Genomic DNA, 22,859 nt, shown 5'->3' on the forward strand with positions numbered 1-22,859 from the left:
GACTCACTCATAACGTAGCGCCTCCGCAGGCTGGGTGCGCGCGGCACGCCAGGCTGGATACAGGGTGGCGAGGAAACTCAGGACCAACGCGGCCGCGCAGACCATCAACACGTCCTGGCTCTGCACTTGCGACGGCAGGTAATCGATGAAATACACGTCGGCGTTCAGGAATTTGTGGCCGATCAGCCCTTCAAGGGCCGAGATCGCGGCGCTGACGTTCAGCGCGGCGAAGATCCCGACCACGGCGCCAATCAGCGTCCCCACCACACCAATGACCGTGCCCTGGACCATGAAGATCGCCATGATCTGCCCCGGCGTGGAGCCGAGGGTGCGCAGGATCGCGATGTCGCCCTTTTTGTCGTTCACCACCATCACCAGCGTGGAAATGATATTGAACGCAGCAACGGCGACGATCAGCAGCAACAGCAGGCCGATCATGGCTTTTTCCATGCGGATCGCCTGATACAGATTACCGTGGGTGCGGGTCCAGTCGCGGGCGTAGTAATGGTCTTCGCCGAGCTGCTGGGCGATGCTCCACGCGGTTCGTGGGGCCTGGAACAGGTCATCGAACTTCAGCCGCAGGCCCTGGACCTGATCCGGCTTCCAGCGATGCAGCTTCGCCAGATCCTGCAGGTTGGTGATGCCCAGATAGCCGTCGATCTCACCGGCGCCGACATGGAAAATGCCGACCACGGTAAAGCGTTTCATGCGCGGGAACATCCCGGCCGGGGTCACGGTGACTTCCGGTGCGACAAACGTCAGCTTGTCGCCGACCGCCACGCCGAGCTTGGCCGCGGCCTTGTCGCCGATGACAATGCCGAAACTTCCGGGCGCCAGGTCATCGAGTTTGCCCTGCTGCATGAAGTTATCAATGATCGACACCTGCCGCTCCTGCACAGGATCGATGGCATTGAGCAGCACTTTGGACACCTTGCCGTTGTTGGTCAGCAGGCCTTGCATCTGGACGAAGGGCGCAACCGCCGTCACTTGAGGGTTCTGCTTGACCTTGGCGGCCAGGCTTTGCCAGTCGCTGATCGGCTCACCGGACTCGATGGTCGCGTGGGGCACCATGCCCAGCACACGGGTGCGCATCTCATGATCGAAGCCATTCATGACCGATAGCACGACGATCATCACGACCACGCCCAGGGCGAGGCCGATCATCGAGGTCAGGGAAATGAATGACACAAAATGATTGCGACGCTTTGCACGGGTATAACGCGTGCCAATAAATACGAAGAGAGGTCTGAACATGTCGGGGCTTGTTCGGAGGGAAAAGGAACGTCCTTGTGGCGGGGGTCGATAACCAGCTTTACACTCAGACCACCGCCGCTACCATGGGTTCGCCATGTCGACATTAGATGAAGAAGATCGCCGCGAATACTACCGTATCGAGGACACGATCGCACTGGAAATTAGGCCCCTGTCCGCTCCCGAAGCCGCAGGCCAGGAAGTGTTGCAGGATGCTTCCCCGCTATTCAACCTGCTCAGCGAACTGCACCTGAGCGAATTCGAGTCGCAACACCTGCTGCGCCAGATCAGCGAACGCGACCGCAACACCGCCGCTTTCCTGAAATCACAGAACAAACGCATCGATCTGCTCAGTCAGGTGGTCGCCCTGACCGTGCTCGGACAGATCGGCGAACCGCGGCCAGTGATCATCTCCGAAGGGGGAATCGACTTCCAGCATCCGACGCCCATCGCCATCGGCGCGCACCTGTCGGTCAAACTGGTACTCATGCCGCAAGCCCTCGGCCTGTTGCTGCGGGCCCGCGTCACCCATAGTGACCGCAAGGGCGACGGCTACGACGTCGGCACCGAGTTCGAATACCTGTCCGATGCCCAGCGGCAATTGCTGGCCCGCTACATCTTGCAGCGGCAGGCACAAGAACGACGCCAGGCGCGTGAACAAAACGAATCAGGCCATTAATTAAGGAAGAACCGTGACTCTCATCTACGGCCATCGCGGCGCCAAGGGCGAAGCACCGGAAAACACCCTGACCAGCTTTCAGGAATGCCTCAAGCACGGCGTGCGCCGTTGTGAACTGGACCTGCACCTGTCCAGGGACGGCGAGTTGGTGGTGATCCACGACCCGACCCTCAAACGCACCACCGACCGTCGCGGCAAAGTGGCCGAGCATACCGCCGCCGAATTGGTGACCTACGACGCGCGCAAGGGAGGCCCGGGCTGGATCAAGCCCTGCCCGATTCCAACGCTGGAAGCCTTATTCGAGCAATGCGACTTCGAGCACTGGCAGCTGGAAGTCAAAAGCGCTTCGCGCACCCGCGCCGCAACCACCGTGCTGGCGATTCGCGAAATGGCACAGCGTTTCGGTGTGCGGGACAAGATCACGATTACGTCGAGTTCACGGGAAGTGTTGAAAGCCGCGCTGGACCTGGTGCCGGACGTGTCTCGCGGACTGGTGGCCGAGTACGCCTGGCTCGACCCGTTGAAGGTCGCGCAAAACTATGGCTGCGAAATTCTGGCGCTGAACTGGACCCTGTGTACGCCGGAACGCCTGCAGAAGGCGCAGCGTCAGGGGCTGCATGTGTCGGTATGGACAGTCAACGAGCCCGCGCTGATGCGCAGGCTCGCCGACTTCGGCGTTGACAGCCTGATTACAGACTTTCCCGGTTTGGCCACTGCCACGCTCGAGAATTGCTGAAATCGGTCTCCCCGGCCGGCTCAGGCCACCGGCCGGAGCCGCTCAAAAAAGCCGGTTGAGGCCATCGTACGCCGCTACCCGATAGGCTTCAGCCATGGTCGGGTAGTTGAACGTCGTGTTGACGAAGTACTTCAGGGTGTTCAGCTCGCCCGGCTGGTTCATGATCGCCTGACCGATGTGCACGATCTCCGACGCCTGATAACCGAAGCAGTGAACGCCCAGCACTTCCAGCGTCTCGCGGTGGAACAGGATCTTCAGCATGCCTTGCGGCTCGCCGGCGATCTGCGCCCGCGCCATGCTCTTGAAGAACGCCTTGCCCACTTCGTACGGCACCTTGGCCTGCGTCAGCTCTTGCTCGTTCTTGCCGATCGAGCTGATCTCCGGAATGGTGTAGATGCCGGTCGGCACGTCGTTGACGAAGCGCCAGCTGTTGTTATCAACGATGCTGCCAGCCGCCGAACGGCCCTGGTCGTGAGCGGCACTGGCCAGGCTCGGCCAGCCGATCACGTCACCGGCACCATAAATATTCGGCACGCAGGTACGATAGTTCTCGTCGACTTCGATCTGGCCACGGCTGTTGACCTTCACGCCGATGTTTTCCAGACCGAGTGCGTCGGTGTTGCCGGTACGGCCGTTGCACCAGAGCAAGGCGTCGGCCTTGATCTTCTTGCCGGATTTCAGGTGCAGGATCACGCCGTTGTCTACGCCTTCGACGCGGTCGTAGTCTTCGTTGTGGCGAACCGTAATGTTGTTGTTGCTGAAGTGGTAGCTCAGCGCCTGGGAAATTTCCGAGTCCAGGAAGCTCAGCAACTGACCGCGGTTGTCCACCAGCTCGACCAGCACACCCAGACCACTGAAGATCGAGGCGTATTCGCAACCGATCACGCCGGCGCCGTAAACGATGAGTTTGCGCGGGGTGTGGCCGAGGCTGAGGATGGTGTCGCTATCGTAGATACGCGGGTGATGGAAATCGATGTCCGCCGGGCGATAAGGGCGCGAACCGGTGGCAATGATGATGTGCTTGGCCACCAATTTTTCGACCACGCCGTTGGCGCAGACCACTTCGATGGTTTGCTCGTCGGCGAAGCTGCCGGTGCCAAAGAATACGTCGACGCGGTTGCGGGCGTAGTAGCCGGTGCGCGAGGCGACTTGTTTGGAGATCACCTTCTCAGCGCTTTTCAACACGTCCGGGAACGAGAACCAGCGCGGCTCACCAATGGCCCGGAACATCGGGTTGGTGTTGAACTGCATGATCTGCCGGACCGAGTGACGCAAGGCCTTGGACGGGATGGTACCCAAGTGGGTGCAGTTGCCGCCGACCTGGCGACGGCTATCGACCATCGCCACCTTGCGTCCTGCCTTGGCGGCGTTCATTGCCGCGCCTTCTCCCGCTGGGCCGGAACCCAACACCACCACATCGTAGTTGTAGACAGCCATGCGTACTCCTCAGAACAGGCCGCGGCGCCATCGGCACCTACGGCTAAATCACGCCGATCTGCGGCGTGAAGGAACAATTTGGGGCCAGTGCAAAAACCCGGACACAGTCTATAGAAGCGTCAACGCCGCGCACATTAACCCTTGGTCGCGCCGTAGGCTAGTTTTGCCTGCACTACAACGCCATCGAAAAATGCTTTTGCCGCCGTAATCACTCGGTTTTCTCACCCGCCAGGCGTTCAAAAGCCTGATTGGTGCGTGTGACAAAACCTGTATCGGCACGAATCACAAAGAATGCACCAATGTCATGGGTTTGGGCATAGTCCCAACCCCGTTCAGGACCAAGAATCAGCAACAGCGTCGATAAGCCATCGGCCATTAACGCTGAAGGATGAATCACCGTGACTGACGCCAGGGTGTGTAGGACCGGCGCACCGGTGCGGGCATCGAAGGTGTGGGAATAGCGCTGGCCGTTCTGCTGAAAATAATTACGGTAGTCACCGGAGGTGGAAACGCCAAAGCCGTCGACGGCGATGATGCGTTTGGCCACTTGCTGGTCGTCCCGGGGCTCTTCCAGGGCGATGCGCCAGGGTGAGCCGTCGAGTTTTTTGCCGACGGCCTTGAGTTCGCCAGTGACTTCAGTCAGGTAATTGTGGATACCCAGCGCTTCAAGTTTCGCGGCAATCGCGTCGACCGCGTAGCCGGCAGCGATGCTGTTGAAGTCGACTTCGACCGCGGCGTCCTTGCACAACTGATCACCGTCGATGCGCAAGTGGGTATAGCCGACGCGTTGCTGCACCTCGGCCAGCGCTTCGGCGGTCGGGACTTTTTCCTCACGTGCCTGCGGGCCAAAACCCCAGAGGTTGAGCAGCGGTTCCACCGTCAGGTCGAAGGCGCCTTCACTTAGCGAAGACAGTCGCTCGCCGACGCGGACCAATTCGAGGATCGGCGCGGGCATTGTCTGGCAGTGGTTGGCGGGCAAGTTATTGAAGCGTTCGATGTCGGAGTCACTGCGATAGGTCGACATTTGCTGATCGACATCAGCGAGAATTTTTTCGACCTGGACGCGGACTTCCGCCGGTGCGGGAAGACCGGCATGGCGCACGTATTTGATTGAATAGCTGCTGCCCATAGTCGGGCCGTCGAAGCGTTCCAGGCTGTCGCTGTCGCCGTTGCCGCAACCGGACAAAACGCCGGCCAGCACCACAAGACTACCCCACCGTCCAGTTAACAAATCTTCATCTCCCCTCAAAACCGCGCCCGCCATTATGGGCGTCAGAGCGCATGAGAGCGAGGTCTGCCCCAGCGCCAGTCAGTCAGACGCAAAACCTGTGGGAGCGAGCCTGCTCGCGATAGCGGTGACCGGTTTTACGATTGCTTCGCAATCGAACGGGAGCAAGCTCCCTCGCCACACAGACTCGCTCCCACAGGCTCAGCGTGTTCAAACAAGATTTACCAGCGTGAGTACCTAAAAATGTCTTCCAACACGAGCAATGGCAAGGAGATTTTTCGCGTTGTCAGCGGTAACTTTCTCGAAATGTTCGACTTCATGGTCTACGGCTTTTACGCCACGGCCATTGCCAAAACCTTCTTTCCTGCCGACAGCGCTTTTGCGTCCCTGATGTTGTCGCTGGCCACTTTCGGGGCCGGTTTCCTGATGCGTCCGTTGGGGGCGGTTTTTCTCGGCGCCTACATCGACCGTCACGGCCGCCGCAAAGGCCTGATCATCACGCTGGCAATGATGGCCGCCGGCACGGTGCTGATTGCCTGCGTGCCGGGTTACGCCACGCTGGGTGTCGCGGCACCGCTGATCGTGCTGTTCGGTCGTCTGTTGCAAGGCTTCTCGGCAGGCGTGGAACTGGGCGGTGTGTCGGTGTACCTCGCCGAGATTTCCACACCGGGCCGCAAAGGCTTCTTCGTCAGTTGGCAGTCCGCCAGTCAGCAAGCCGCGGTGGTATTCGCCGGCCTGCTCGGCGTGGGTTTGAACCATTGGCTCAGCCCCGAAGAAATGGGTGAGTGGGGCTGGCGCGTGCCGTTCCTGATCGGCTGCATGATCGTGCCGGTGATCTTCGTGATTCGCCGCTCGCTGGAAGAAACCCCGGAGTTCCAGGCGCGTAAACACCGCCCTACCCTGCAGGACATCGTCCGCTCGATCGGTCAGAACTTCGGCATCGTCCTCGCCGGCATGGCGCTGGTGGTGATGACCACGGTGTCGTTCTACCTGATCACCGCCTACACCCCGACCTTCGGCAAAGCCGAACTGCATCTGTCGGATCTGGATGCGTTGCTGGTAACGGTGTGCATCGGCCTGTCGAACTTCTTCTGGCTGCCGGTGATGGGCGCGCTTTCCGACAAGATCGGACGTAAACCCCTGCTATTGGCGGCGACGATTCTGGCGATCCTCACGGCTTATCCGGCGCTGTCGTGGCTGGTGGCGAACCCGAGCTTCAACCATTTGCTGATCGTCGAGTTGTGGCTGTCGTTCCTGTATGGCTCGTACAACGGTGCCATGGTGGTGGCCCTGACCGAGATCATGCCGGTAGAAGTTCGCACGACCGGTTTCTCCCTGGCCTACAGCCTGGCGACCGCAACGTTCGGTGGTTTCACACCGGCGGCCTGTACGTACTTGATCCATGTGCTGGACAACAAGGCGGCACCGGGGATCTGGCTCAGTGGCGCGGCGGTGCTGGGATTGATCGCGACACTGGTGTTGTTCCGTGGCAATCGGCATGCGTTGCGCACGGCGCAAGCGGCGATAGTCGGCGGCGGCGCTCACTAAAAGGAACACAGCGCGGCCAATGCCCTGTAGCAGCTGGCGAAGCCTGCGTTCGGCTGCGAAGCAGTCGTCAGTCCGGTAAATGCGGTCTGCCAGGCGTACTGCAATTTCTGATTTTACGACTGCTTCGCAGCCGAACGCAGCCTTCGGCAGCTGCTACAAAGAGTGCGTCGCTGCTGCAGTGCCTTAACTGACTGGCATTTACACAGAGAGACTGTCACACGGCACACAGCCAAGGCGGCCCCTTTGTGAATCTGGCCTCCAGCCATTCCTTGAACGCCATGAGCGTCGCCGGTGAAACCATTGCCTGACTCCTTCACTTCAGCGCAGCCCATCTGCGCGATGTGCAGGAAGTATCGGTATTCGATTTCAGGTGAACAATACAGCTTCACTGCAGTTCATCACTGCATGAAGTGCAGCAGTGGGAAACTCTCAGCGCCAGCGCGACAGCAAGGGCCAGGACAATCAACACCGCGGCGACGGCAAACGTCATTCGCATGCCACTGGCGATGGCTGCGGGAGATGCCGTAGTGACATCTGCCGTCGCCGAGGCAAGCGCAAACACCGCGCCCATGACCGAGGCCCCGGTGATCAGCCCAAGATTGCGTGACAGGCTGAGCAGGCCGGAAATCACGCCGCGCTGGTCCGGGCGGATGTCGGTCATGATCGCGGTGTTGTTGGCCGCCTGGAACAATGCGTAGCTGGCCGTGATCAGCGCGATGGGCGCGACGTAACCGAGGAGGCCGGAACCCGCAGGCATCATGGATAAAACAGCCGCGCCGAGCTCCATGGCAGCGAGCCCGATCAGGGTCATGCGCCGAGTGCCAAAACGGTCCACCAGACGACCGGCCGGGACACCGGCCAACGCAGCCACCAGCGGGCCGACCGACAAGGCAAGGCCAACAAGCGCCGTACCGAGCCCAAGCGCACCCGACAGATAAAACGGCCCGACCACCAGCGTCGCCATCATCACCGTCGAAACGAGCGTGCTCATGGCCAGGCTCGCGCTTAATCCCGGCTCGCGGAACAGCGCCAATTTAATCAATGGCGATGCCACCGTGGCCTCAACGAATATGAAAAGCCCAGCGCCGAAAACAGCCGCCAGCAGCAGTGCGATGTTGAACGGCCCCAGATCACCGTGCCCGGTCGTCATGGCGAGCGCATACGCCCCAAGCGTCAGCGCCAGCAACAACGTACCTGCCTTGTCGAAGCCCACCCGCCCTGCTTTCTCTCGCTGAGAGTCCGCAGGCAAATAGCGATACGCAAGCCAGATATTCAGAACACCCAGCGGCACGTTAATCAGAAAAATCGCCTGCCAACCTGCGCCTGCGATCAACACTCCACCGAGCGACGGCCCCAGGGTGGTGCCGATCGCCGACATCGTGCCGAGCAGCCCCATGGCGCTGCCGGTCTGCGTTTTCGGCACCGTCTCACCGACAAACGCCACGGTCAGCGCCAGCATGATCGCCGCCCCGAGCCCCTGCACCGCCCGGGCGCCGACCAGCCACCCGAGCGACGGTGCCACACCGCATGCCAGCGATGACAGGGTAAAAATGCCAATGCCCGCCAGCAGCAAGCGCCGACGGCCGACGATGTCGCCCAGTCGTCCGACGCTGACGATCAGCGTGGTGATCGCCAGCAGATACGCCAGAACGATCCACTGCACTTGTTGGAAGGAAGCATCGAACGCCTGGGCCAGTGTCGGCAAACCTGCGTTGGCGATGCTGGTGTCGAGGGAAGGCATCAACATCGACAGCGAAAGGCTCGCAAGCGCCCAGCGCACCGAGTCTGATTGAGTGATGAGTTTCATGGCTTGGCCGCATCTGAAAGGTAGATCAGCAGCGTATGCCCGCGCGTGACAAGGCGGAAGGCGCATGCTTTGCACTTGATAGATGCGCTTGACGCCATGTCAGCCTCACGCCGTGCTAACGTTGAGGCATGACGACTCCCGACCTGAACCTGCTGATTACCCTGGATGTGCTGCTCGCCGAAGGCAGCGTCGCCCGCGCCGCCCAACGACTGCGCCTGAGCCCGTCGGCCATGAGCCGGGCACTGGCGCGATTGCGCGAAACCACGGGCGACCCGCTGCTGGTCCGGGCCGGACGCGGGCTGGTGCCGACGCCCCGGGCGCTCGAACTGCGCGAACACGTCAGTCGATTGGTGCAAGACGCCGAAGCGGTTTTGCGCCCCGCCGAACAGCTCGACCTCAAGCAACTGGTTCGAACGTTCACGCTGCGCACCAGCGACGGTTTTGTCGAAAACTTCGGCCCGGCGTTGATAGCCCGCGTCAGTGAGGAAGCACCCGGCGTGCGCCTGCACTTTGTGCAGAAACCGAGCAAGGACAGCGCCGCGCTTCGTGACGGTTCCGTCGACCTGGAAACCGGCGTGGTCGGCGGCACAACGAGCCCGGAGGTGCGTACCCGTGCGTTGTTTGAAGATCGTTTCGTCGGCATCGTGCGCACAGGGCATTCGCTGAGCGAGGGCGAGGTCACCGCCTCCCGTTATGCCGCAGGCAGGCACATCCTGGTCTCACGGCGCGGGCTTGATAAGAGGCCGATGGATGAAGCCTTGAAAGTGCTGGGACTGGAGCGCGAGATCACCACCATCGTCGGCGGCTTCTCGGCCGCGCTGGCACTGGCTCGCGCCTCAGACCTGATTGCCACCGTGCCCGCTCAACACACCCGAAACCTGCGCACCGGCCTACACAGTTTCGCCCTTCCGTTCGAACTGCCGCCGATCACCATTTCGATGCTCTGGCACCCACGGATGGATGCCGATTCAGCGCATCGATGGCTGCGTGAATGCGTTCGGGAGGTTTGTACACGACCCTAGAGTTTCATCCCCGCTATCGAGAGCGCGATGAACTGCTGGGGAACCTGGTCAGCGGCGCCATCGAGCGATTCTTCGTACCCCTGTTGTAGCAGCTGTCGAGCCCCAGCGAGGCGGCGTTCGGCTGCGTAGCAGTCGTAAAATCAGAAATTGCGGTACATCAGGCAGACCGCATTAACCGGATTCACGACTGCTTCGCAGCCGAACGCAGGCTTCGCCAGCTGCTACGGGATCGCATTCGGCTTAACTGAGTGGCATTACCCTCAAACCTTCCTTTTCTGAAGCCCCTTCAACCGCAAACTCGCGCGTTGCACCGCCGCCATTTTTTCCGGACGCTTCATGCGTTTCCATTTTCTGATGTCGTCCTTGGTGCGGCCACAACTGACACACAGCTCACCACTGAGCTGGCAAACGGAAACACACGGATTTTCGATATCCTTGGCCACGTTTCAACCCCGCGTCGAACGCTTGGGCGCCAAACGTTGCTGCCAGTTGCCGGCATTGGCACGCCGACATTGCTCTTCAGAATCAAACTGCACATGGGCCGCAACCGGGCTGACGAAAACATCCGCTGCACTTAACGCCACGGCCGTCAGTTCGACCATGCGCTCGCCCTGCCCGCTCGCCAGCGCCTGATCCTTGTTGGCTTGCGTATCGAAGACCCAGACCACCCGCAGGCTGGAAGGAAAGGCGTCGTAATCGACTACATGAGTCAGCCAGCAGAACCCGATTATTTCCCCTTTGGCTGTTTCACACCCCTCGGTCAGAGTGGCCACCAGGCGGCGTTCGATGTGCGCCTGATCGCGCTTGCTTAAAGACATCGGGTGAATCCTTGGGTGGCCGTCAACGGAAAAGGCTCATCATACGATACCTTCCATCACTCGTTTCCTCTCAGCGTCATTGATCTGATCTGAAAGCTTTTGTGTTTGTGCTGCCGTCTTCGCGAGCAAGCCCGCTCCCACAGGGGATTTATGTCGTGCACATAAAAATATTCCAACACACCCTCCCTGTGGGAGCGGGCTTGCTCGCGAAGAGGCCTGAATAAACAGCACAAATCCCGACCCGGAAAATACTCAGAGCCCCCCATGGCTCCCAGTCTTTCTCATGTGTATAAGCGCTACACGGCGCCCATCCTGCGACACCCGTTCCTCAACCCCAAACGGTACAAACCCAAGCTGCGGATACAAAAGCAGCCCAGCCGTATTCTCGTTGAAACACGAAAGCTGCACCTCGCTTGCCCGATGACGTTCAAACGCCAGCCCCACCATCGTTTCCACCAAAAACCTCGCGACACCTTTCCCCCGAGCCCTCGGCGACACGATCACATTGCCGATCGCGCAAACGCCATCGCGCTCAAACGCATAAAAATTAGCGAAACCCACGACAGAACCATCCCCTTCAACCACCGTTGAGTCCGAGCGTTGAGCAATCGATGCACGCAGTTGAGCGTCCGTCAGCGGGTACTGGGCCTTCGGAAACATGAAAAACAGCTCTTGGGGGTTTTGAGGAAAGTCGCAAATCGTCAGCACATCTTCTGCACTGACGGGGCGGTGGGAGAGTTGCATGATTTGGCTCCATCCAAATGTCGGTGCGACAGAATACGTTTTGCCGGCACTGGATAGAAGCAGGAGCGCCTCATTACAGCGGCTCCATCTTGAGGGTTCAAGTAAAAGACTATGCCTATCACCCCCCAATACTCCACCTATTAGCTGACTGCTTTATAGACGTCTAACCTTATTGGAGCGCTGGCGGAAGCTGGCCGGTTGAGACCTGATAAGAAGATACGAATGAGTCAGAAAGCATACTAGGCTTGCCGTGGGCCACCGTGCTGGCAACTCGATTGCCGCTATCCGGATTTCCCGTGTGACCACGACGATCAATTGATCGAACGGCTCCAGCCTATGTCATTGATTTCGCTCGTCGCTATTGCGCGCCCACCCCGGGCCGGATAGCCGGATGAATACGACCAAAGGTAGCGCTCACATGGCAAATGAATCGAAATGCCCGTTCAATCACGCCGCCGCTGGCGGTGGCACGACGAACCGCGATTGGTGGCCGAACCAACTGAATCTGAAGATCCTGCACCAGCACTCGTCCCTATCCGACCCTACGGACGAGGGCTATAACTACGCCGAAGCGTTCAAAAGCCTGGACTTTCAGGCACTCAAACAAGACCTGCATGCACTGATGACCGATTCGCAAGACTGGTGGCCTGCGGACTTCGGTCACTATGGGCCGCTGTTTGTTCGCATGGCCTGGCACAGCGCCGGCACCTACCGCACCGGTGACGGTCGTGGCGGTGCCGGCTCCGGTCAGCAGCGCTTCGCACCGCTCAACAGTTGGCCGGACAACGTCAGCCTCGACAAGGCCCGCCGGCTGCTTTGGCCGATCAAGCAGAAATATGGTGGCAACATTTCCTGGGCCGACCTGATCGTGCTCACCGGTAACGTCGCGCTGGAATCCATGGGCTTCAAGACCTTCGGTTTTTCCGGTGGCCGGCCAGATGTTTGGGAACCGGATGAGGCCGTCTATTGGGGCTCCGAAAACAAGTGGCTGGGCGGTGACACCCGCTACGACAAAGACAAAAAAGAACCGATGCAAGAACCCGGCGAAGGCCCACTCATTGCTGAGCCGGGGAAAAATGAGGACAGCCGCACCGAGGGCGGACGCAACCTGGAAAACCCGCTCGCCGCGGTGCAAATGGGCCTGATCTACGTCAACCCGGAAGGCCCGGAAGGCAACCCGGACCCGGTCGCTGCTGCGGTGGACATCCGCGAGACCTTCGGGCGCATGGCCATGAATGACGAAGAAACCGTGGCACTGATCGCCGGCGGCCACGCCTTCGGCAAGACCCACGGCGCCGGCCCTGCCGACAACGTCGGCGCCGAGCCCGAAGCCGCTGGCCTCGAAGCTCAGGGCCTGGGCTGGAAGAGCACCTTCGGCAGCGGCAAGGGTGGCGACACCATCACCAGCGGCCTGGAAGTGACCTGGACCACCACGCCCACAAAGTGGAGCAACAACTACCTGGAAAACCTGTTCGGCTTCGAATGGGAACTGACCAAGAGCCCGGCGGGTGCCAACCAGTGGACGGCGAAAGGCGGCGCTGGCGCGGGCATCATTCCGGATGCTCACGACCCGTCCAAGCGGCGTAACCCGACCATGCTGACCACGGACCTATCCCTGCGATTCGACCCGATCTATGAACCGATCTCACGGCGCTTCCTGGAGAACCCCGATCAGTTGGCCGACGCCTTCGCCCGCGCCTGGTTCAAGCTGCTCCACCGCGACATGGGGCCCCTCTCCCGCTACCTCGGCCCGGAAATGCCCAACGAAGAACTCCTGTGGCAAGACCCCATCCCGGCGGTCGACCATGCCCTGGTCAACGACAGCGACATCGCCGCTCTCAAGGGCAAACTCCAGTCCTGCGGCCTGTCAGTCTCGCAACTGGTGTCGACCGCCTGGGCGGCGGCTTCCACCTTCCGCGGCTCCGACAAACGCGGCGGCGCCAATGGCGGGCGCCTGCGCCTGGCCCCGCAGAAATTCTGGCAAGCCAACCAGCCTGAACAACTGGCGAACGTACTGGCGAAACTCGAAAGCATTCAGAGCGAGTTCAACAGCGGAGGCAAGAAAATCTCGCTGGCGGACCTGATCGTGCTGGCCGGTTGTGTCGGCGTCGAACAAGCAGCGAAAAATGCCGGCCAGACCGTGACGGTGCCGTTCACACCGGGACGAATGGACGCGAGCCAGGAACAAACGGATGTTGAATCCTTCGGCTTCCTCGAACCCGCCGCCGATGGCTTTCGCAACTACCTCAAGAGCAAATACAGCGTATCGGCCGAGGCGTTACTGATCGACAAGGCCCAACTGCTGAGACTCACCGCCCCAGAAATGACCGTGCTCATCGGCGGCCTGCGTGTGCTGAACACCAACGTCGGACAAACCCAACACGGCGTGTTCACCAAGCAACCGGAAGCGTTGACCAACGACTTCTTCAAAAACCTGCTCGACATGGGCGTGGAATGGAAACCGGTGTCGGAGGCCAATGAAGAGTTTGAAGGGCGTGATCGCAAAACCGGCGACCTCAAATGGACAGCTACGCGTGTTGATCTGGTGTTTGGCTCACATGCGCAGTTGAGAGCGTTGGCTGAAGTCTATGCCTGCAACGACGTGAAGGAGAAGTTTGTGAAAGACTTCATTGCGGCTTGGGTCAAGGTGATGAATCTGGATCGGTTTGATCTGAGGTGATGTGAACTGACCCGGGGGACGGCAGCTGCTGATCAACACCGAGCTGCCGCAGGCTACGATCTTTTGATCTTCTAACGCAAAAAGCCCCGCCCCACCTAAAATGGGGCGGGGCTTTTTACTGCGAAAACGTTGAAGCCATGCCCTCGCCTACCTGCGGATCCACCTGATTCAACACCCGATTCCTCGGTACCAAACACATTACAACGCATACACGTCGCGTCCGACAAAACCGGCCATTGCGCCGTTTTTTTGTACCTCATTTTCGGCCTTCCACCTGCGCCCAGGCCTGACCTCAGGGTTGTGTGACAGTCGCTACGAGACTTTCAACCCAACGTCCCGCTACAGGTTTTCTGTTTGGCGCCCACACCTCCTCAAATCTCGTTCTTGTATTTCCATAACCCTGCGTCACAAACCCCGAGCTACTTCGTCCTGCATGTTCCGGCCAGATTACTGATTGCTCTATGTAGAGCCGTCCAGTGCTGGCGTCGCGGTCGATCAAGGAACGATTATGGCGAGGCACATGGAAGTAAGCCCATGTAATGTCAGGTTGGGTGCCGTGCAGGGAGCAATATGGATATTTCTAGTGGACAACGAAGCAATCATGCGAAAACGATGTCGGCAGTTAACCCGAAGCCCGCAGGATGCTGAAGACGCACTCAGTGAACTGCGTTTGCATCTGTTCAACCTGTTCCACAGAGAACCTGAACGGTTGACCACAATTGATAACGTTCAAGCCTGGCTAAGGCGTGTGACCTCCAACCTCTGTATCGACCGGATACGCAAAACACCGTCCACCTGCAGCCTCGAATGGCTGGATCACGATCTGTATGAAAGCGTGACCTGGCAGCCGCTGAACTACAGCCCCGAGCACACCGCATCCCTGCAAGAAACCCTTGAAGCATTGAATGTCGCCATAAACCAGCTACCGGCTTCGCTCTCCGAAGCGCTTGAGCTGCGCTGTATTGACGGTGCGGGATACGAAAGCATGGCCGGTATGCTGGAGATCAGCGAGTCGAATGCGCGTAAGCGTGTGCAATTGGCGCGGCAACAACTGCGCGTGTTACTGGGTACATTCGGCGAGGATGGTGAGGAGTTTGAATGATCCGCCGTCTTCTTCCACAGTCGCATCAGCACTATCGAAAATAACGCCTGCCTCGTTTGACGAGGCAGGCGTTCAACGTTTAAAAACCGGCTATCGGAAAGGCCGTGTTGACCCACCAGAGGCCGCCGATGTTGTTCAGGTAACCGCTGACGGTGAATGGATATCCGTTCTCGCCTACACAGTAACCAGGCGCATTGAGATAAGGCACTGAGGGCCCGTAAAAGGCTGCCGCTGGAGGCGGGGTCACAGAGCTCAGCAGGTGCATGTAGGCATAACGAATAGACTCCACGACCTCCTGCTGCGTACAACTCTCAGGGAAAAAGGTCGATGGTCCGGCCTTGGGCACCCAAGCATTCGCCACCGTATTGAAGATCTGCACGCCGTTGTTCATGTAGCGATACGGTTGCGGGTTATTCATGCCAGGGGGCACGATGTAAACCAGCGCACCTACTGTACGCGCCGCCACCGGGGCCATCGGGCCATTGCCCAGGCTTGGATCATGGCCGGCGGGCCGGGAGTGAAACCCGACTGCGTTACCTGCTGCATTGATTTCGCCACAGAAGATGTGCCGTCGGTTGATCTGCGGGTTGACCCGGCTGTTGGGGATGGCCGCGTTGCTGACCTGCACCGGCACAGGATTGACCCCGGCCGCGCCTGCAGCGCAATTGATCTGCGCTGTGGCGGACAAGCTCAATAATGAAGTCGCCAAGCCAGCGGCGATTGCATGAATGGTACGCATGATGAGACTCCTTTCTGACATCGGGGCGGGATGCCCCACTGTCAGGACGCAGTCGCCCCAGACGTTGTGAAATGCCATGCACCGTCTAGAGTTGGCATCCAGGCATTCACCGAGCTCTGTCCTTGACTTCCATAGTGTCTCGTTCGCAGTCGCTCTCAGCCCAGTGAGTGGAGCTGAAACACAGAACCGGGAACGCAAGGCTCAGGCATCCTTTCGAGGAATCGAATAACTGCCCCCATTACCAGCAGCTCCTTGATGCCGATCAGAGTCGTTAAAAAAGACGTTTCACAAGGCGCTTCAAATCCCGTCTGGAGATACAAGCCAAGGCGTTTTGCTGCGGCTTCTACAGGGAACAAGGAGAAGGACGATGACTATTTTCAATGTCAATTTCGCTGTCGACGATATGGAAGGCAAGACCGTGCTGGTGTTTCTCAAACCGCAACAGCCTCAGCGTGACTATCGGATCCATGCCTGGCAGATCCTGACTGGCTCAGCCGGGTCTACCGAGTCATTCGACTACGAAGCTCAGATCGAAACCGATGTGACTACATTGGGTGAAAAAATTAGCAACACCATCATTTCCGGCCGTCGCACCATCAACCCCGGGAGCTTGCTCCAGGCGGTCAGCCCTAACGGTCTGTCGCCTTATCTGGAACCGGCGTCTGCTTCCCTGGCGCAGCAAAAACTCACTCCGCAACAGTGTGGTGTCATCAACAAGACCAATCCGTACATCCAGTTCGACAGCAACTGGTACGTCAATGGCCGGCCGGTGGTAACCATGCCCCAAGTGGATTCAAGCATGACGGTGAGCTTCGAATACGAGCCTAACTTCTACTTTATGGTGGCGACGCCACCGATGACCGGGCAAACCTACATCGTGCAGAACTTCTCTGACATGACCCGGTATGTCGCGCCCATCACGGCGACTGAAGTGGATGTGACCGTCAGCCGTGCCGAGGGTCTCTGGACGTTCGACTTCCTCGCCCAGTAAAACCTGCGCGCGCAGCGAGAAAATCGCTGCGCGCGTTTCTTACCAACCTTTGGTGTTCAGGATCTGCAACGCCTCCCTGTGTGGAGGCGTTGTGCTTTTTGCTGATCGCAGGAAGAGACTAAACGGGGGAGATCGTGGCAAGCGCACCAATCAAAATGGTCAGCACCAGAAATCCACCCAGGAAAATTGCCATCTTGCCCATAGGGCCTCCTACGTTATGAGTTTGCGGTGCAGCGACTGGCGCGACGGCTGACCGTGCTGTCATTGTGAGCCGGCGGCTGGGGGCATTACAGATGCAGAAAGCCCGGAAAAATACGGATCAGCCCCAAAGCTGGAGCTGTCGAAAGCTGCGATCTTTTGTAACCGTTCGATCACTACCGTATCGACTATCCGATCGGCATAGTCTTCATTGGGGTAGGAACCTTCCGATTTTTCCATGGGCCTCTGAGAGGTCTCTATCAGCCAAGATGGGCCCTCTGCTAGGCTAGCCGTCAGGATTAAAGGGCCACAGGGAGAAGGCAGGATGCTCACATTCGACACGTTATGGAAAAGCCACCCAGAAATATTTGGAGACGCCGCTCCGTGCAGAACCAACGGCGCCAAAAATTTCAGTGATCAGTGTGCTATCAACCTCGGCGTGGCACTACGCCGGGCTGGTGCCGATCTCGGCAAGCTCAAGAGTGTCCGCCACTGTTGGCAGCACCCCAAGAGCGAAGGGCATGTATTGGCAGCAGAAGAAATAGCGCAGGCGTTAAGCCAAGCCAAAATTCCCGGCCTGCACGCCGTCAAAAAAATAATGCCGAAGGACTTCGAGGATGATCTTGAAGGGCAGCAAGGCATCATTTTCTTCAAGGACTTCTGGCGGCGAGGAAACGAGACCATCGGCAATCGCAGCGGCGATCATATCGACCTATGGAACGGGCGTAGACTAACGGACTGGCTGAGCTACCCTCGTATTCAGTTGGGGTTTTCCATTGAGGGCAGTTTCTCCGACTACCACGAGTCGAAGGAAATATGGTTTTGGAAGGTCATATGAAAATTGTAAAAGGAACTTTGTTCGTCATCCTTATCGTTTCCTTGGCCGTCGGGGCGTTTAATTTGATATTCGTGGCAGTGTCTAGCTACTTTGGGCCGTTCTACGAGGGCGATGCGGACCAGAGTCGGAACTTTGCAATTTGGCTTTTGGGTAATGTGGGGGTTGGGTTGCTTTCGGTTGTTATGGGTGTTGTTTTGTATCGGCGATATCTGCGCAGGGCACGTGTTTGAACGACACGATGGCAAATAGTAGCTTTGGGGTACGGGGCACCCACAAAAAACTCGTCACCGTGTAATTCGAAGCAACTGAATTCCGGACAGTAAAAAGCCCACTGACCGTCACCGGTTCAGTGGGCTTTTTACTACGTGACACGTTGAAGTTTGGGATGGGGCAAGCTGTGCGGCAAACACTTACGTGCAGTGCCAATTATGCATTCGTAGGGCTATTTGAGTGCCCCTCACAATTTGCCTACACAGATACATCAACGCCCACACGAGCCAGCAGCCACTCCTGATGGACCGCAGCGCTGTAAATCGATAAGTCGCCATTGTTAGCGTTGATGGTTTTCTCCTCAAGGCCTCCGATCTCTATCAGATGCTGGAGGTCTTCCAGCCCATGCGAAGTGTCGCTTTTGCTGAGGGACTGCACATTGGGCGGTTCGATAGAGTTGCTTTTCGTGTCGAACATCATCCGGTTTTGATCAGATTTATAGCGGGCTGTCAGCTGTTCAAGATTGCGTTCTGTGTCGCGAAAACTTTCATCGATCTGTGCCTGGATTTCCGCTGTCGCATTTGCGACCTGGATCTTGCCGGCGGTCACCTTGCCACTCTCCAAAGACCTTCTGAGCCCATCAACATACTGCAGGGGAGGTAAGTTGCTTCCGATCATTTTGACACTCCTTGGTTGGTAACCGAGTAGCAGAGCAAAAGTCAGGCCATTTGCTTAGTACTTGTCCTTTAGGGCGTTGGCGGGTCGCTGAGGTGAGTCGGTGGCACACTCTTGCCGAGAGCGGCGAAGCGTTGCCATAGCGTCGGCCTGGTCCTCCTGAAAATCCTCCGTAGGCGGTTCAGTTCAATTTCACCTCCAGGCAAAACTGTGGGGTTGTGGGGCACGATTTCCCTCGGCACGAATGGAAAGCCTAAGCAATGGGGAGAATTTTCTGTGGGTTCATGGGCGTTCTCGAACTGCTTGGCAGGAGCAGCAGGAGCAGCCGCCTGACCAATCACCGGCGACGGAGTCAGTTGTAGCACGTTGGCGGTATAAGACCACTCTTGACAGACGGAACCATTCCCCCCCCCAGAACCACAGATAAAGGAACCATCAGAAACAAACATCAAGGAGTGTCCATGCGGCCGATCGAGGCAAGGGAGCGGCTGTGTCAGTGGCTGCGCACGCGGGGTATCGTGGACGCGCTGGAAGGTCAGCGTGAGCGTTATGCCGTGCGCACCGCCAATGGCGAGGAGTGTCTGCTTTGGCTGCCCAAACAGGACACGACGCTGTTTATCTTCGTCCTGGTCGCCGAACTGTCGATGCCGCAGGACAATGACATTCTGGCCATGGCCATGGCGCTGAACCTCGAGCCGAGCCGAACCCACGGTGGATCCCTCGGTTATAACCCCGGTTCGAAGCAACTCATGCTGCGCAGCGTGCACCCCATGAACGATCTGGACGAGCCCGGACTCGACCGCATCATGACGCAGATGGGCACTTTGGCCGGAGCGCTGAAGCGCTATATCAAGGGCTATCGACGTCAGGAAACAGCCAGTCGGCGCGCGCAGAAAGGCCCCCTGCTTTCACCGGCGTTCCAACTGGGCGCGCGACTTTTCAGGACGGAATAAGGGGGCACAGCATGCAGATTCAGCACTTGGGCGCCTCGTCAGGTGTCACCGCTGCGGCGGAACAGGGCCAAACCTCTTCGTCAGCCGGGCTCCAACCCGGTTCGCCCGAAGCATTCGCTCATTTTCACCCTCACGCGGCGGGCGCCCTGGTCCCTCTGGGCAGCGGTGAGGATGTCTTTTTCGACGCGCATTCCTCGTTCTCGTCGGTCGACGCCGCCGACCTGCCCAGCCATGAAGAAGTGCAAGCGCAGCATCGCTCGTTGCGCACCTTGCTGCCGGATCTGATGACGTCTCTCGCCTCGCTACGTGATGACGCCACGCACTACATCAAGACCAAAACCAAGGAAATGGCGGACAGCAGCATGGGGGGAACGGCGAATATCGAGGCGAAACGGCAGATTGCCGAGGAGCACAGCTGCCACCTTGTCTCCCCGTTCAACCAGAACAAGTTTCTCTTCGACAAGACCATCGACGACGGGAAGTTCGCCGCTGACTACGGTCGGGCCGGAGGCGACGGGCACGGCTGCTTCGGCCTGTCTGTCAACTGGTGCCAGAGTCGCGTCAAGGGTCAATCGGACGAGGTTTTCTTCGACAAGTTGGCGAATTACCGCGAAGACGCATTGCTGCCTCGCGTACTGGGCTTCCAGCATATTGAGCAACAGCCCTACAGAGACAAGATCCAGAACGCCGGCCCCATGCTCCTGGACACGCTGCCCAAGCTGGGCATGACGCTGGGCAAAGCTCCAGATGGCGTACGTCATGCCCACTATGGAATGAGGACGGATGCCATCGATCACGAGCTGAAAGCCGTATTGAAACCCGGCAAGAACCAGACCTTCCTGTTATTGAGCGAAAGCCACGCGATGGCCCTGCACCAGGACAGCCAGAACCGCCTGCACTTCTTCGACCCGCTCTTCGACCCGCTCTTCGGCGTGGTCCAGGCGGACAACCGAGAAAACATGAGCAGCTTCCTCTCTGACGTTTTCAAGCGCGATGCCGGCAACCATTGGCGGGGGGAGAATCACCGCTTGCAGATCAGCGAAGTGGTGCCGGGGCCGGCATTTCATCTGCGTTGATCGAGGGCCGGATGTACGGTCGGTAAGTTAAGAAAACTCAGGCACGAGGCACTCGTTGTAGCCGCTGCCGAAGGCTGCGTTCGGCTTGTAGCAGCTGTCGAGCCCCAGCGAGGCTGCGTTCGGCTGCGAAGCAGTCGTAAACCGGAACTCGCGGTGTGTCAGGCAGACCGCATCAGCCGGATTCACGACTGCTACGCAGTCGAACGCAGGCTTCGCCAGCTGCTACAGATCGCATTACGGCTGAATTTACCGACATCAGGGCAAGCCCCCTCGCCACAAAAAACCGTCAACCTCAGGTATCGCACAACCTGCAAGAACTGAATCCGAAGCACAAAAAAGCCCACTGACCGTCACCGGTTCAGTGGGCTTTTGATTGGGCCTCTAGTTACAGAGCCATATCAGTTGCAGCATTAGCCTTCGGTGCCTTGGCAGGAGCAGCCGGAGCAGCCGGAGCAGGAGCCGTCTGACCAATCGCCGGCGGCGGAGTCAGTTGCAGCACCTTGGAGGTGTAAGCCCACTCTTGAGCCACTTTCTCAGGGCTGCTGTTCAGCTGAGTGCCATAGCTAGGCACGATCTGGTGCAGCTTCTCTTGCCAGGCTGGCGAAGCAACCTTGTCCTTGAACACTTTCTGCAGCACGGTCAGCATGATCGGTGCAGCGGTCGAAGCACCCGGCGATGCGCCCAGCAAACCGGCAATGCTGCCGTCTTGCGAAGCAACAATCTCGGTACCCAGCTTCAGCACGCCACCGGCGGCTTCATCACGCTTGATGATTTGCACGCGCTGGCCGGCTTGCCACAGGCGCCAGTCTTCGGCTTTGGCGTTCGGGAAGTATTCTTTCAGGGCGTTGAGGCGGTCTTCGTCAGACAGCATCAGTTGGCCTGCAAGGTACTCGACCAGCGGGTATTCCTTGATGCCGACCTTGGTCATTGGCCACACGTTGTGCGTGGTGGTGGTGGTCAGCAGGTCCAGGTACGAGCCTTCTTTCAGGAACTTGGTGCTGAAGGTCGCAAATGGGCCAAACAGGATGACGCGCTTGCCGTCCAGAACACGGGTGTCCAGGTGCGGAACCGACATTGGCGGAGCGCCAACGGAGGCTTTGCCGTAGGCCTTGGCCAGGTGTTGCTCGGCCAGGGTCGGGTTTTCGGTCACGAGGAACGAGCCGCCAACCGGGAAGCCTGCGTATTCCCGGGCTTCAGGAATGCCGGACTTCTGCAGCAGGTGCAGTGCACCGCCGCCCGCGCCGATGAACACGAACTTGGCGTCGGTTTCGGTTTCGGTGCCGTCTTTCAGGTTTTTGTAGCTGACGCGCCAGGTGCCGTCTTCGTTCCTGGTGATGTCTTGCACTTCGCTAGACAGCTTCAAGTCGAACTTCGGCGTGGTTTGCAGGTGCGCGACGAACTGGCGGGTGATCTCGCCAAAGTTCATGTCAGTACCGATCGGGCTCCAGGTGGCCGCGATTTTCTGGTTCGGGTCACGCCCTTCCATCATCAGCGGAACCCACTTCTTGATCACAGCCGGGTCTTCGGAGTACTGCATGCCGGCGAACAGCGGGCTCGCTTGCAGGGCTTCGTAGCGTTTCTTCAGGAACTTGATGTTGTCATCGCCCCACACAAAGCTCATGTGCGGAGTGGAGTTGATGAACGAACGCGGGTTCTTCAGCACGCCTTGCTGAACTTGCCAGGCCCAGAACTGACGGGAGATCTGGAAGGCTTCGTTGATTTCAACGGCTTTCGTGATCTGGACGTTGCCCTTATCGTCTTCCGGGGTGTAGTTCAACTCGGCCAGGGCGGAGTGACCGGTACCGGCGTTGTTCCAGCCGTTGGAGCTTTCCTGGGCGACGCCGTCGAGGCGCTCGACCATCTCCATCGACAGACCGGGTTCCAGCTCATTGAGCCACACACCCAGCGTTGCACTCATGATGCCGCCGCCAATGAGCAGCACATCGACTTTCTTTGCCTCTTCCGCGTAGGCGGACGTGATCCCCATCGACAAAGCCAGCCCCAGCAGGGCCGTGTTCAGTTTCTTAAACATCTGTAGCACCTATGATAAACGCCATCCGCCCTCAATCCTCACTCATGAGCAACCCAGGTGTACGGGTCCGCAGGCAGCGTGCCGTGGGTTCCTGC

22 protein-coding genes are annotated in these 22,859 nt (G+C 58.8%); 11 read left to right on the top strand and 11 right to left on the bottom strand.

Annotation, left to right across the window (positions count from 1 at the left end):
• Window positions 1–3: 3 nt before the first annotated feature.
• Window positions 4–1,254: a lipoprotein-releasing ABC transporter permease subunit gene (locus ACA044_RS19250; protein WP_497442812.1), complete on the bottom strand. Its 1,251-nt coding sequence runs from the start codon at window positions 1,252–1,254 to the stop codon at window positions 4–6.
• A gap of 94 nt (window positions 1,255–1,348) precedes the next feature.
• Here ACA044_RS19250 and ACA044_RS19255 point away from each other — a divergent pair, with 94 nt between their 5' ends.
• Together ACA044_RS19255 and ACA044_RS19260 are read left to right on the top strand one after the other, a co-directional pair.
• Window positions 1,349–1,930: a PilZ domain-containing protein gene (locus ACA044_RS19255; RefSeq protein ID WP_497442813.1), complete on the top strand. Its 582-nt coding sequence runs from the start codon at window positions 1,349–1,351 to the stop codon at window positions 1,928–1,930.
• A gap of 13 nt (window positions 1,931–1,943) precedes the next feature.
• Window positions 1,944–2,666, top strand: coding sequence for a glycerophosphodiester phosphodiesterase (locus tag ACA044_RS19260; RefSeq protein WP_497442814.1), 723 nt, complete (start codon window positions 1,944–1,946; stop codon window positions 2,664–2,666).
• A 42-nt stretch (window positions 2,667–2,708) separates the two neighbouring features.
• Here the strand turns inward: ACA044_RS19260 and sthA are convergent, their stop codons facing one another.
• Both sthA and ACA044_RS19270 read right to left on the bottom strand, forming a co-directional pair.
• Window positions 2,709–4,103 (bottom strand): Si-specific NAD(P)(+) transhydrogenase, encoded by a 1,395-nt coding sequence (sthA, locus tag ACA044_RS19265; protein ID WP_497442815.1) that lies wholly within the window; start codon window positions 4,101–4,103, stop codon window positions 2,709–2,711.
• A 208-nt stretch (window positions 4,104–4,311) separates the two neighbouring features.
• Complete coding sequence (locus ACA044_RS19270; protein ID WP_497442816.1) at window positions 4,312–5,367, bottom strand: FAD:protein FMN transferase; 1,056 nt, start codon at window positions 5,365–5,367, stop codon at window positions 4,312–4,314.
• A 207-nt stretch (window positions 5,368–5,574) separates the two neighbouring features.
• Here ACA044_RS19270 and ACA044_RS19275 point away from each other — a divergent pair, with 207 nt between their 5' ends.
• Entirely contained in the window at window positions 5,575–6,879 is a 1,305-nt protein-coding gene (locus ACA044_RS19275; RefSeq protein ID WP_497442817.1) for an MFS transporter, read from the top strand.
• A gap of 385 nt (window positions 6,880–7,264) precedes the next feature.
• On the opposite strand, the gene ACA044_RS19280 is transcribed toward ACA044_RS19275, so the two are convergent.
• Window positions 7,265–8,686 (bottom strand): MFS transporter, encoded by a 1,422-nt coding sequence (locus ACA044_RS19280; RefSeq protein ID WP_497442818.1) that lies wholly within the window; start codon window positions 8,684–8,686, stop codon window positions 7,265–7,267.
• 128 nt (window positions 8,687–8,814) lie between these two features.
• On the opposite strand from ACA044_RS19280, the gene ACA044_RS19285 reads away from it, so the two are divergent.
• Window positions 8,815–9,708, top strand: a complete 894-nt coding sequence (locus tag ACA044_RS19285) for a LysR family transcriptional regulator (protein WP_497442819.1) — start codon at window positions 8,815–8,817, stop codon at window positions 9,706–9,708.
• A gap of 260 nt (window positions 9,709–9,968) precedes the next feature.
• On the opposite strand, the gene ACA044_RS19290 is transcribed toward ACA044_RS19285, so the two are convergent.
• The 3 genes from ACA044_RS19290 to ACA044_RS19300 form a co-directional block, all read right to left on the bottom strand.
• Window positions 9,969–10,151 carry a DUF1289 domain-containing protein gene (locus tag ACA044_RS19290; RefSeq protein WP_497442820.1) on the bottom strand — a complete coding sequence of 61 codons (183 nt, stop codon included), beginning with the start codon at window positions 10,149–10,151 and terminating at the stop codon, window positions 9,969–9,971.
• Window positions 10,152–10,154: 3 nt separating this feature from the next.
• A complete protein-coding gene (locus ACA044_RS19295; protein WP_497442821.1) occupies window positions 10,155–10,526 on the bottom strand; it encodes a hypothetical protein in 372 nt (123 codons plus the stop codon).
• 252 nt (window positions 10,527–10,778) lie between these two features.
• Entirely contained in the window at window positions 10,779–11,270 is a 492-nt protein-coding gene (locus ACA044_RS19300) for a GNAT family N-acetyltransferase (RefSeq protein ID WP_497442822.1), read from the bottom strand.
• Between the two features lie 391 nt (window positions 11,271–11,661).
• Here ACA044_RS19300 and katG point away from each other — a divergent pair, with 391 nt between their 5' ends.
• Window positions 11,662–13,950: a catalase/peroxidase HPI gene (gene katG, locus ACA044_RS19305; RefSeq protein WP_497442823.1), complete on the top strand. Its 2,289-nt coding sequence runs from the start codon at window positions 11,662–11,664 to the stop codon at window positions 13,948–13,950.
• A gap of 583 nt (window positions 13,951–14,533) precedes the next feature.
• A complete protein-coding gene (locus ACA044_RS19310; RefSeq protein WP_497442824.1) occupies window positions 14,534–15,052 on the top strand; it encodes an RNA polymerase sigma factor in 519 nt (172 codons plus the stop codon).
• A gap of 79 nt (window positions 15,053–15,131) precedes the next feature.
• On the opposite strand, the gene ACA044_RS19315 is transcribed toward ACA044_RS19310, so the two are convergent.
• Window positions 15,132–15,791, bottom strand: coding sequence for an EndoU domain-containing protein (locus ACA044_RS19315; RefSeq protein ID WP_497442825.1), 660 nt, complete (start codon window positions 15,789–15,791; stop codon window positions 15,132–15,134).
• 367 nt (window positions 15,792–16,158) lie between these two features.
• Here ACA044_RS19315 and ACA044_RS19320 point away from each other — a divergent pair, with 367 nt between their 5' ends.
• Window positions 16,159–16,782, top strand: coding sequence for a hypothetical protein (locus ACA044_RS19320; RefSeq protein WP_320390938.1), 624 nt, complete (start codon window positions 16,159–16,161; stop codon window positions 16,780–16,782).
• A 261-nt stretch (window positions 16,783–17,043) separates the two neighbouring features.
• Here the strand turns inward: ACA044_RS19320 and ACA044_RS19325 are convergent, their stop codons facing one another.
• Window positions 17,044–17,220 (bottom strand): hypothetical protein, encoded by a 177-nt coding sequence (locus ACA044_RS19325; protein WP_497442826.1) that lies wholly within the window; start codon window positions 17,218–17,220, stop codon window positions 17,044–17,046.
• A gap of 85 nt (window positions 17,221–17,305) precedes the next feature.
• Between ACA044_RS19325 and ACA044_RS19330 the strand changes: the two genes are divergently transcribed.
• Together ACA044_RS19330 and ACA044_RS19335 are read left to right on the top strand one after the other, a co-directional pair.
• Window positions 17,306–17,818 (top strand): type VI secretion system amidase effector protein Tae4, encoded by a 513-nt coding sequence (locus ACA044_RS19330; RefSeq protein WP_497442827.1) that lies wholly within the window; start codon window positions 17,306–17,308, stop codon window positions 17,816–17,818.
• Complete coding sequence (locus tag ACA044_RS19335; RefSeq protein ID WP_497442828.1) at window positions 17,815–18,048, top strand: hypothetical protein; 234 nt, start codon at window positions 17,815–17,817, stop codon at window positions 18,046–18,048. The genes ACA044_RS19330 and ACA044_RS19335 overlap by 4 nt, the downstream gene beginning before the upstream one ends.
• A gap of 238 nt (window positions 18,049–18,286) precedes the next feature.
• Here ACA044_RS19335 and ACA044_RS19340 read toward each other — a convergent pair whose 3' ends face one another.
• Complete coding sequence (locus tag ACA044_RS19340; protein WP_497442829.1) at window positions 18,287–18,706, bottom strand: hypothetical protein; 420 nt, start codon at window positions 18,704–18,706, stop codon at window positions 18,287–18,289.
• A 458-nt stretch (window positions 18,707–19,164) separates the two neighbouring features.
• Here ACA044_RS19340 and ACA044_RS19345 point away from each other — a divergent pair, with 458 nt between their 5' ends.
• Window positions 19,165–19,656: a CesT family type III secretion system chaperone gene (locus ACA044_RS19345; RefSeq protein ID WP_497442830.1), complete on the top strand. Its 492-nt coding sequence runs from the start codon at window positions 19,165–19,167 to the stop codon at window positions 19,654–19,656.
• 11 nt (window positions 19,657–19,667) lie between these two features.
• Window positions 19,668–20,732, top strand: coding sequence for a YopT-type cysteine protease domain-containing protein (locus tag ACA044_RS19350; protein ID WP_497442831.1), 1,065 nt, complete (start codon window positions 19,668–19,670; stop codon window positions 20,730–20,732).
• A gap of 385 nt (window positions 20,733–21,117) precedes the next feature.
• On the opposite strand, the gene mqo is transcribed toward ACA044_RS19350, so the two are convergent.
• A complete protein-coding gene (gene mqo / locus ACA044_RS19355; RefSeq protein WP_497442832.1) occupies window positions 21,118–22,764 on the bottom strand; it encodes a malate dehydrogenase (quinone) in 1,647 nt (548 codons plus the stop codon).
• Window positions 22,765–22,859 lie beyond the last annotated feature (95 nt).

Source organism: Pseudomonas sp. LBUM1673 (assembly GCF_059695645.1).

Bases quoted from the DNA above. Each gene is read 5' to 3' on its own strand.
- ACA044_RS19320 (WP_320390938.1), top strand. From the start codon at position 16,159: ATGACTATTTTCAATGTCAATTTCGCTGTCGACGATATGGAAGGCAAG.
- ACA044_RS19325 (WP_497442826.1), bottom strand. From the start codon at position 17,220: ATGGAAAAATCGGAAGGTTCCTACCCCAATGAAGACTATGCCGATCGG.
- katG (WP_497442823.1), top strand. From the start codon at position 11,662: ATGAATACGACCAAAGGTAGCGCTCACATGGCAAATGAATCGAAATGC.
- sthA (WP_497442815.1), bottom strand. From the start codon at position 4,103: ATGGCTGTCTACAACTACGATGTGGTGGTGTTGGGTTCCGGCCCAGCG.
- ACA044_RS19300 (WP_497442822.1), bottom strand. From the start codon at position 11,270: ATGCAACTCTCCCACCGCCCCGTCAGTGCAGAAGATGTGCTGACGATT.
- ACA044_RS19335 (WP_497442828.1), top strand. From the start codon at position 17,815: ATGAAAATTGTAAAAGGAACTTTGTTCGTCATCCTTATCGTTTCCTTG.
- ACA044_RS19350 (WP_497442831.1), top strand. From the start codon at position 19,668: ATGCAGATTCAGCACTTGGGCGCCTCGTCAGGTGTCACCGCTGCGGCG.
- ACA044_RS19345 (WP_497442830.1), top strand. From the start codon at position 19,165: ATGCGGCCGATCGAGGCAAGGGAGCGGCTGTGTCAGTGGCTGCGCACG.
- ACA044_RS19250 (WP_497442812.1), bottom strand. From the start codon at position 1,254: ATGTTCAGACCTCTCTTCGTATTTATTGGCACGCGTTATACCCGTGCA.
- ACA044_RS19255 (WP_497442813.1), top strand. From the start codon at position 1,349: ATGTCGACATTAGATGAAGAAGATCGCCGCGAATACTACCGTATCGAG.
- ACA044_RS19270 (WP_497442816.1), bottom strand. From the start codon at position 5,367: ATGGCGGGCGCGGTTTTGAGGGGAGATGAAGATTTGTTAACTGGACGG.
- ACA044_RS19315 (WP_497442825.1), bottom strand. From the start codon at position 15,791: ATGCGTACCATTCATGCAATCGCCGCTGGCTTGGCGACTTCATTATTG.
- ACA044_RS19330 (WP_497442827.1), top strand. From the start codon at position 17,306: ATGCTCACATTCGACACGTTATGGAAAAGCCACCCAGAAATATTTGGA.
- ACA044_RS19295 (WP_497442821.1), bottom strand. From the start codon at position 10,526: ATGTCTTTAAGCAAGCGCGATCAGGCGCACATCGAACGCCGCCTGGTG.
- mqo (WP_497442832.1), bottom strand. From the start codon at position 22,764: ATGTTTAAGAAACTGAACACGGCCCTGCTGGGGCTGGCTTTGTCGATG.
- ACA044_RS19285 (WP_497442819.1), top strand. From the start codon at position 8,815: ATGACGACTCCCGACCTGAACCTGCTGATTACCCTGGATGTGCTGCTC.
- ACA044_RS19275 (WP_497442817.1), top strand. From the start codon at position 5,575: ATGTCTTCCAACACGAGCAATGGCAAGGAGATTTTTCGCGTTGTCAGC.
- ACA044_RS19340 (WP_497442829.1), bottom strand. From the start codon at position 18,706: ATGATCGGAAGCAACTTACCTCCCCTGCAGTATGTTGATGGGCTCAGA.
- ACA044_RS19280 (WP_497442818.1), bottom strand. From the start codon at position 8,686: ATGAAACTCATCACTCAATCAGACTCGGTGCGCTGGGCGCTTGCGAGC.